Here is a 7,345-nt window from a genome sequence, read left to right as displayed (position 1 = left end):
CCAGCATTAGCCTCAGTTTCCCGAGGTTATTCTGGTCTATAGGGTAGTTTGGCCACGTGTTACTGAGCTATCTGCTACGAATATGAATTCGTGCAACTAGCATGGCTAAATCGGACTCCGATAGCAATGACCTCCGGCAGGATCAACCGGAATGTCCCGTGCAGAGCACGGGGGTGGCGGAAATTGCGTTCGTCAAATTGCGTATCGGGTCTCGTCCGACGACATCCGACCGGATGTCGCCGAACCAACCAAGGCTCGCATCAGATTCCATCTTGACGGCGGACCGCAGGGGCGGAATCCTCATACGTGACAGCCAGCACCGCAGAACGGTGCTGACCTTCTGCCCCGGCATCGCCGGGGCGTCCTTCACATCACTTCGTATTGGAGGGAAGTATTTAACCCCCACGAATCGGACCGGCATTGTGAAGCGCCGCCACGTTACCGCGTTATCACGGGGCGGGCCCCTGATTTTGCAAGCTTTACCGCGAATTTCTTTCACGCGCGCAGGCGCGTAGGAGACTATATAACTGCAGATGGCCGGTAGCGACCTGCTTCTCCCAGATACAGTCGTCCCAGCCGATGCGACTGGCCGTCGTCACCAGCTGGAACGGGTCTCCGACTCCCCCCGTTCAGAGTGAAAGAGTTGGCAGTCTCGGATCCCCATTACTCGACGAACGACGACAGGTCCGTCTCCTGTGTCTGGTTCCCCCCGTAGTTCACGAGCGTCTCGTACGTCGGGAGTTCCTCGAGCGACGCGTCGCGACGGACCGCCTTCACGATGTGTTTCGGGTCGGTCACGAGCCGGTGGAGGAGGTAGCTTCCCTGCGAGCGCCCACCGCCCGTCTTCTCGGACTCGATGACGCCGAGGAACGCCTGCTCTTTGAGCTGTCGATACAGCCCGTTCTCGGTGACGGGGTCGAGCGCCGCCATCTCGCAGACGCCGACGTAGCGCTCGTACACCTCCCGGGTCTTGTACGTGTCCCGTTCACCCGTGATGATGCGGCTCGCGAGCGCGTACAGGGCGAGCTTGGCGTGGACCGTCGCCCCGCTGGTCAGTTCCTCGATGCGGTTGACCTCCGCGACCTCCTGGGCCTGCTTGATGTGGGCCTCCGTGACCTGTGTCACGTCGTTGCGTCGCGCGAGCTCGCCGGCCTCCTTGAGGATCTCGATGGCCTTGCGGGCGTCCCCGTGTTTCTTCGCCGCGAGTGCGGCACAGAGCTCGATGGTCCCGTCGGCGAGGACGTCGGGCTGGAACGCGTCCTGGCGGTTGCGCATGATCTCGCGGAGCTGGGCCGCGTCGTAGGGGTGAAAGAACAGTTCGCGGTGCCCGAAGCTGCTATCGATGCGCTCGTCCAGGCTCTCCTTGTACTGGACCTTGTTGCTGATGCCGATGACCCCGATGTAGGTGTTCGTCTTGCGCGCCTCGCGTGCACGCGAGAGCTGCATGAGGATGTTGCTGTTATCGAGCTTGTCGATCTCGTCGAGGATGACGATGGCCGCGTCGAACGCCGCGTCCAGGACCGCCCAGATGTGCTGGTAGTACTCCATCGTCCCGACCCCGCGCAGGGGTATCTCGGCCTCGTAGTCGGTCTTCTCCTTCAGGTCGAGGGCGAGCTGGCGCGTCGCCCTGGTCTCGGTGTTGGCCTCCGAGCAGTCGATGTAGAGGACCGTCGCGTCGATGTCGTTCGACTCGGCGGCCCGCTGGGCCCGCGTCGCGACGTGGCGCGAGATGAGGCTCTTGCCGGTCCCGGTCTTCCCGTAGATCATGACGTTGTTCGGTGGGTCACCCCGGACGACTGCGCCGACCTCGTTGGCCACGGACTGGATCTCGTCGTCCCGCCCGACGATGCGGTCCTCGTCGGGGACGTGGCCCACGTGGAGCAGTTCCTTCCGGGCGAAGACGGGGTCCTGGTCCTGGAAGAGTGGGTCCCCGCTCGGCTGCTCGGACATATTCCACTGGTTGAATCGTCTACTAATAAAAACCACGGAACCCGTTTCAGACTGAAAATAGACGGTGTTAGCGAGTATATCGGCGGGTTTTCACTTTATCGGTGGCTGGGAGAGACCGACCAGAGGCAGAGTGAAACCGGCCCTGCCGACCGGTGGGTCAACAGTGCTCGATACCTCGGGTGTCTCCCCCGCGAATCTCGACTTCCATTCTTCTCGATTCGTCCCGTAACAACCCAAACATACCAGTATTTTTACCATGGTTTTCACCCCGTTTTTGCGTCAGACACACGTCTGACACACACACACCCCTGATTCAGAGTGAAAACCGCTCCGAAGGAGGGGTGGGTCGAGGCTCGGTCGACCCCCGACCACCCCATTCAGACTGTATATCGCTTATTATCTGGGCCATCACATCTTGAGAACACTATTCTCGATATTCTATAGAAGAGTATACTATTCTAGAACGACCATTTGAAGTGAATAATAAAGCTATGGGTGCAAGCAACAACATCCGCTTGTAGCAGCAAAATTTGCCGCAAAAAATTTCCGGGACACCTTCGGAGCCGTTTACACTCTGAATAGGGGGAGAGGGTGTCCCCCCCTCCCCCATATTCCGCCCCATTTGCCGAGCTACCAGATTCAGTTCATTAATTCGAGCCGTGCACGACTGGTCGAAGAAACCGACTGGATTCAGCGGTCGATGACCCGAGACCGAGACCGATGCCGAGTGGGTGGACACGACGCTCGGTGCAACGAAGGGACAACCACGAGACGATAGCTCGAGTAGACACTCCTGCGGTTCGGTGGCTAGTCTCGATCCCCTGGGTTCAACCACCTACTAGTGACCACCTACTAGACTAGAACTCACTAGTACTAGCTAGCAACAGCTAGCAGTAGCTAGCAGAAGCAGTAGCTAGCAGCACACAGCTAGTGCTCGTAAGCACTAGCTGTCGCTGTTGTTGTGTTACGAGTGTTGTTCGTGTTCTAGTCTAGTAGTATCTAGTTCTAGTCTAGGTCTTCTCTAGTGCAACAGTGTTGGAGTGGTTGACCATGCGTGTCTTTCTCTTCCACGACCGTGTCCTCTCGGGTCCCAGCTGCCCGTGCCTTCTCGACTGCAGTCGACTCGTGTCTCTCCCGTCTCCCCGTCGTGACGCCCCTCCCCGACGTTTCACTCTGCATCGGGGGTGTGTGGCTCTGTCACTCGCCCACTGCGTCGACTCCTATGTGAACAACCACCACACGAGAACTCCTACAAAAAAGCGTCGTTTTCACTCTGAACGAGGGGTGTGTCCCCTCCCCATATAGACACCGTGTTCCCGCGACCATCCCGGCATCCATCCGTCCATTTGAATAGTGTCAAGCCCCCAGTCTTGGGTGATGAACCACGACGGGGACACCGCGTCGTCCGCTGTTGTCGCAGCAACCGGGACTGGCGAGGCCGACGTGGATTCGACGTGGATACGCGCCGGCCCAGGCGACGGGTCGTTGTCCCGGGTCGACGCCGTCAAGGACGAGATCGTCCGCCGCTGGGACGTCGTCACCCCCAGCGCGACCATGATCGGGCGCGCGGCCAGCCCCGAGCAGGACCTCAGCGACAACATCCGTCGCCTGCACGACGAGCAACACCCCGCGATGGCCGGACACGGGGCCCGGATGCACCAGCTCGACAAGCTCCGTATCACCCACGCGCTCGCCTCTGCGCTCGACGTGACCCGCTGGGAGCGTGACTGCGCGCTCGGCATCATGGGCGAGATCGACCTCACCGCGTTCGGCAGCCAGCGCGGCATCCCGAAGGTCGCCCTCGTCGTCCTCCGGTACGTGGTCGACCGCGAGCGCCAGCACCAGCTCGGCCTGGACGACCAGGAGTGGGTGGCGAGTCACACCCCGGACGAGATGGAGTCGCTCTACGAGCGGTTCACCTCGCTCACCGAGAGCGAGACCTACCAGGAACTCCTTGACGAACACGACCTGACGACGACCAACATCAACCGCCTCATCCGCGTCCTTCGCGACCAGCTCGCCGAACACGACCTCGAGGGGATGGTCCTCGGACGGTCCCCGTACCGCGACCCGAACCTCCCGCCGGTCGGGGAGACGCCCCGCGACGAGGACTCGGAGAAACACGCCTGGACCGACGGCTGGGGTACCGAGGCCACCGATGACGCCGACGAATCGACGCCGAAGTGAGTCGACGCTGGCGATGTTCCTTTAAGTGGTTCTGGTCACAACGGCTCATGTTGAAGCGTTCTACGGGAGATTACACCCACGAGCCACGGGTGTCTCTGGCGGATACCCGACATTCCTTTAAGTCGTTCTGGTCACAACGGCTCATAGTGAAGCATTCTACGGGAGACTGAAACCGCGAGCGACGGCTGTCTCTGTCGCTCTCGCGGTTGTTCTGGCGCTGGTGTGCGCCGAGGAAGCGAAGAACGTCGTCAGTAGCCGAAGCCGTCGTCCTGCTCGTCGTAGGCGGCCGGGTCCTGCTGGTCGGCCACGGAGCGGTTGAACAGGCCTTCGTCCAGCTGGTTGCGTGGTTCGTCGTCCTCGGCCGGGCCGTAGGCCGAGAGGCCGCGGGTCAGCAGTTCCTCGACGGCTTCGTCGCGGTTCAGGAAGTCGCCCTGGTTCACCAGGCGGTCGATTTCGGCGTCCGTGTTGTCCGAGAGTGAGACTTCGGTCTTTGGCATAGCGAGGGGTTGCAAATCGGGGAGTGTTAATGCTTGGGTTCGGGCCAGGGATGTCGTGGCGGAAATGAAGTCCGAGTATCACGAGGAGGGGGACGGGGGGTGTCCCGAGAAATCGGTCGATTTCACGGGGTATAGGCCATCACACCGTTGTGGACGGTGTCAGACTCACGAACCGCTGAAAACGTGCTTTCGCTTCGCTACTAGCACTAGAATCAGGGGGTCCTGCCCAGCGTCTCCACTAGGGACGGGGGCAAGCGGGTGACGCAGCCGCCGTGAATTCGCGTGGTCTAGAGAGGTGCCTCTCGGCGTGAGTGGCGTATCACAGGGCGGCTACTCGACCGCCGACACAACGCTGTGACTGTCTGGGACGTCGTCGAGCCGGTTCAGTCGGGCGACCAGTTCGTCGGTGAAGACGACCCGTCTGGTCCCGTTCGTCTCGACTACCTTCACGTCGTCACCGCCGAGGTCGTCGAGGATACTCATGACCCGCGAGGTGGTTTCGGTGTGGCCCGAGGAGTCGTAGGCTGCGAGTACCCGCCGAAGGTCGGTCGACGTAATCGCCCAGCCAGCCTGGACCGATGCGGCGTAGTCGCGGACGTCGCTCGCGACGAACCGGGCGCGGTCCTCGTTCGCGGTGAGGTGAATGTCGGCCATCTGGTCCGGCATGGCGACGACCTGTTCGAGTGGCGTCTCCGGTCGTGGGTGTCCGGCGGGTTTGGCGTCGCCGCCGGCTGTGTCTTCGGTCTGCTGGAGGTCGGCCTTCAGTTCCTCGAGTCGGCTCTCGACGTCGCTCTCGCCGGGCTTGGACTGGATGGCTTTCCCGAGCGGTGCGCCCTCGACGCGGAGGCTCTTGATGGGGTCGTTCTCGTCGCCGATTTCGAATTCGGGGCGGGATTCCAGGTCGTCGACCCGCTGTCGGAGCTCTTCGTTCGCTTCGCGAAGCTGTTCCTTCTCAGCTTTGAGTTCCTCAATCTCGGTACGGAGCGCCTCGAGCTGTGCTGCTATCTCGTCTTGCGTGAGTTGGGCTGCGTCGGTCATTGTCGTATTCGGTGGCGTATCTGCAGACAGCCCCAGCAGTCTGTATTGGTGGCAGTAGTGACGAGAACCAACATGTACGACCGGAGGATTTTTGATTCGCTCCGCCGACTGTGTACATGTAAGCTCCCATCAAATCCTGGTTCCACACAAGATTCACGGGGCTTTCTGGCCGGTGCGCCTAACACCGGCTTGCGGTTTCCGAGGTGAACCCAGAACCGCTTACTTGCGAGTGTCTCGTTCAGGTATGATAAAACTTCGTGAGGCGAGCGTGCGGTGTCGCGAGACAGGGGACGAGAGCAGGTCTGGGTGCCCATCACGATTATACCCAATCGCAGAGAACGACGGACACGAATGCCGCCCGCCGACGCCTTGCCCATCGACGAGGCCGCCCGACTCTGTACCGACGTCATCGACCGCGTGAACGAGGCCGTCATCGGCGAGCGCGACTTCTTCGAGATCGTCCTGACCGGCACGCTCGCCCGCGGGCACGTCCTCCTCGAGGACGTGCCGGGGACCGGCAAGACCCTGACCGCCATCGTACTGGCGCAGGCGCTGGGCCTCGATTTCTCGCGCGTGCAGTTCACGCCGGACCTGCTCCCCTCGGACATCACGGGGTCGCACGTCTACGACGAGCACGCCCGCGAGTTCGAGTTCCAGGCGGGCCCCATCTTCGCGAACGTCGTCCTCGCCGACGAGATCAACCGCGCACCGCCGAAGACCCAGGCCGCGCTCCTCGAGGCGATGGACGAGAAGCAGGTCACCGTCGACGGGACGACCCACCAGCTCCCGGACCCGTTCTTCGTCATCGCGACCCAGAACCCGGTCGAGCAGGAGGGGACCTTCGAGCTGCCCGAGGCCCAGCGCGACCGCTTCGTCGTCAAGACCAGCATGGGCTATCCCGATAGAGCAGGCGAGCTCGAACTCATCGACCGCCGGTCGAAGCGCCACACCCAGATGCCCTCGGTGGGGTCGGCGGTCACGCCCGACCAGGTCCGCCGCCTGCAGGAGACGCCGGAGACGGTCACGATGCACCAGCAGGTCCGCGAGTACGTGGTCGACCTGGCCCGCGCGACCCGCGAGGACGAGCGCGTCGACGTCGGCGTCTCACCCCGGGGCATCCAGCGGTTCTACGAGGCCTCGCGTGCCCACGCCGTCATCGCGGGCCGGGACTACGTCGCCCCGGAGGACGTGAAGTTCGTCGCTCGCGAGGTCATGCAACACCGCATCGTCCTCACGCCGCAGGCGAACATCCAGAACGCGAGCACCGAAGACGTGGTCTCGTCGGTGTTGAATCGCATCGAGGTGCCGGCGGTCTCGCCGTAGAATCCCCCCAGAAAAGGTCCAGAGATCCCCTAGAGACGGCTCTCGCTGGTGGGTGTAGTCTCCCGCAGAATGCTTCACTATGAGCCGTTGTGACCAGAACGACTTAAAGGAAAGTCGCTGAGCTTCGCTGAGTTCCGGGTTTCTCCCTCGCCCTGTCTCTCCTCGCCTTTCCTCGCCTCTCCCCCCGGACCCCCCTCTCCACTCCATTCCACTCCTCTCTGCGCGCTAGCCGTGCCCCGCCCCCGCCGCCGGCTGTGGCGGCGCGCGTCGCCCGGCGCGGCCGGTGTGTGGCACCGCCACCGCCCCCACCCGCCCGCCCTGGTCGCCTGCGGCTAGCCGCGCAGCGCGGC

The 7,345-nt window shown here is 62.4% G+C and carries 5 protein-coding genes and 1 rRNA gene; 2 read left to right on the top strand and 4 right to left on the bottom strand.

What is annotated here, in order from left to right; translation table 11 throughout:
- Positions 1 to 153, bottom strand: a 16S ribosomal RNA gene (locus ACSC1S_RS21795); the annotation flags it as partial.
- A 510-nt stretch (positions 154 to 663) separates the two neighbouring features.
- Positions 664 to 1,950, bottom strand: a complete 1,287-nt coding sequence (locus ACSC1S_RS21790) for a Cdc6/Cdc18 family protein (RefSeq protein ID WP_435366169.1) — start codon at positions 1,948 to 1,950, stop codon at positions 664 to 666.
- Positions 1,951 to 3,327: 1,377 nt separating this feature from the next.
- On the opposite strand from ACSC1S_RS21790, the gene ACSC1S_RS21785 reads away from it, so the two are divergent.
- A complete protein-coding gene (locus ACSC1S_RS21785; protein ID WP_435366168.1) occupies positions 3,328 to 4,137 on the top strand; it encodes a DNA-directed RNA polymerase subunit epsilon in 810 nt (269 codons plus the stop codon).
- Between the two features lie 248 nt (positions 4,138 to 4,385).
- Here the strand turns inward: ACSC1S_RS21785 and ACSC1S_RS21780 are convergent, their stop codons facing one another.
- Positions 4,386 to 4,634: a ribbon-helix-helix domain-containing protein gene (locus ACSC1S_RS21780; RefSeq protein WP_435321044.1), complete on the bottom strand. Its 249-nt coding sequence runs from the start codon at positions 4,632 to 4,634 to the stop codon at positions 4,386 to 4,388.
- A 330-nt stretch (positions 4,635 to 4,964) separates the two neighbouring features.
- Positions 4,965 to 5,672, bottom strand: a complete 708-nt coding sequence (locus ACSC1S_RS21775; RefSeq protein ID WP_435366167.1) for a hypothetical protein — start codon at positions 5,670 to 5,672, stop codon at positions 4,965 to 4,967.
- Positions 5,673 to 6,023: 351 nt separating this feature from the next.
- Between ACSC1S_RS21775 and ACSC1S_RS21770 the strand changes: the two genes are divergently transcribed.
- The gene (locus ACSC1S_RS21770; protein WP_435366166.1) at positions 6,024 to 6,995 is read left to right on the top strand and encodes an AAA family ATPase; all 972 of its coding nucleotides are present in this window, start codon (positions 6,024 to 6,026) and stop codon (positions 6,993 to 6,995) included.
- Positions 6,996 to 7,345: the final 350 nt, after the last annotated feature.

Source organism: Haloarchaeobius pelagicus, from assembly GCF_051207375.1.
Classification (GTDB): domain Archaea; phylum Halobacteriota; class Halobacteria; order Halobacteriales; family Natrialbaceae; genus Haloarchaeobius.
This window is presented reverse-complemented; position numbering and strand designations above follow the sequence as displayed.